Source organism: Clostridium sp. C105KSO13, assembly GCF_001517425.1.
Lineage (GTDB): Bacteria > Bacillota > Clostridia > Lachnospirales > Lachnospiraceae > Muricomes.
The window spans coordinates 1-1575 of the sequence record NZ_FBWL01000098.1 but is presented as its reverse complement, the minus strand read 5'-3'; the positions used below and the strand labels follow the sequence as shown (position 1 = coordinate 1575).

The window sequence follows — 1575 nt, the reverse complement described above, 5'->3', positions numbered from 1 at the left end:
ACAACACTTAATTCATGGCAGGAGCGGCTTCATCCTTGATGATGTATCCACGCTGTTTTAGCAGATTAAGCGCCTGAGAAGTAGTCAGAATTTTTGACTTATTCACAGGGCGTGACTCAAGAAAGCCTTCCAGTGTATATGGTTTTAAATCTGAGAGTATGTGCCAGATAGCGGTCAGGAGCATACGGCAGACAGCAATAATAGCTTTCTTGTGACCACGACGTGCTTTTATACGTCTGTAGCGAGTAATAAATTCAGGATGTTTCTTCGATTTTAATAAAGCATTTGCAACTTGCACCAGAACTGGTTTAAAATAGGAACCAGCACGGGAGATTCGAGTTGATTTGATTTTACTGGCGCTTTGGTCATTACGAGGACAACATCCGGCCCATGAAACGAGGTGTTTAGCTGTGGGGAAGACAGACATATCACCACCGATTTCAGAAAGGACTTGGATAGCAGTCATTGGATTCTTATTAAATCCAGGAACTGTACGTATTAGATCAAGTGGAGCTTGGTACTTGTCACTGAGACAAAGGATTTCCCGTTCTACTTCATCTATGTGTAGTCTCAACTCATCTATGTGATTGAGACACTGTCTGAGTTTTACAGCCTGTTCAGGGCATAATGCGCCATCGACAGCCGCTTGGATTTCTTCAATGGGAGTCTTACATCCGCCGTGTACAAAAGGTGCAACATCAAATATTTCCCCAGGATGAGCAAGCATCTGTTCTGTAATGGAGCGGGCTGACTTTCCAAAAATATCGCTGAACACATCATCAAGCTTGAAATTAGATACGGTAAGACAGTTTTGAGCACGATTCTTTTCACCAACGATCATACAGGTGAGTTTGAACCGGTACCGCACTAAGTCTCTCAGGTGACGAATATCAGCAGGTGGAATAAAGGAAGGTTTGATCATATCGCACATAAAGAGGTCACAGATCCATTTGGCATCTTTACGGTCAGTTTTATTTCCTTTTTGTGGTTTGGTGTATTTGGGGTGTGCGAGAACGACAGAAATGTCTGCCTTCTCCAGGATATTAAATACAGGGATCCAATACTTACCGGAAGACTCCATACAGACTTCAGAACAATTGTACTTTGCGAGCCAATCACACAGTTCACTCAGCCCTTTAGAAAAGGACGAGAAACGAGCTTGTTTGTAGTCGGTTCTGCCATTTGTATCAGTCACTCCAATGCAGGCATAGATCCAGGTTTTGTGGACATCAAGTCCGCAACAGTTTTTACGAAAGATTTTAAAAGACAATAAAATAACCTCCTGAAATTTATAGTCATAAGATTGACAGGGACTGGTCATCCGGCAAAATCGAGTCGACTTTGGAAGAGATAAGTTTACGGGCTACGGTATGCGCCATTCATTGATGCCTTAACGGATGACCGACAACATATAAATATGCGGGGTCGCCGCTATACGGCCCCACCACTCACCTCCACGTGTTCTGTAGTGTGTCAGTCTTATAAAGAAACTATATCAAAAAGAAAAGAGATTAGAAAGCGAAAAGTGGATCATGGGTTTCATAACCCCATGGGTGCCTTTCGCAGAAAGGCGGA

At 43.0% G+C, this 1575-nt stretch carries 1 protein-coding gene; it reads right to left on the bottom strand.

Annotated elements, in window-relative coordinates; translation table 11 throughout:
- Positions 1–7 precede the first annotated feature (7 nt).
- A complete protein-coding gene (locus tag BN3456_RS00620) occupies positions 8–1270 on the bottom strand; it encodes an IS110 family transposase (protein ID WP_089982026.1) in 1263 nt (420 codons plus the stop codon).
- Positions 1271–1575: the final 305 nt, after the last annotated feature.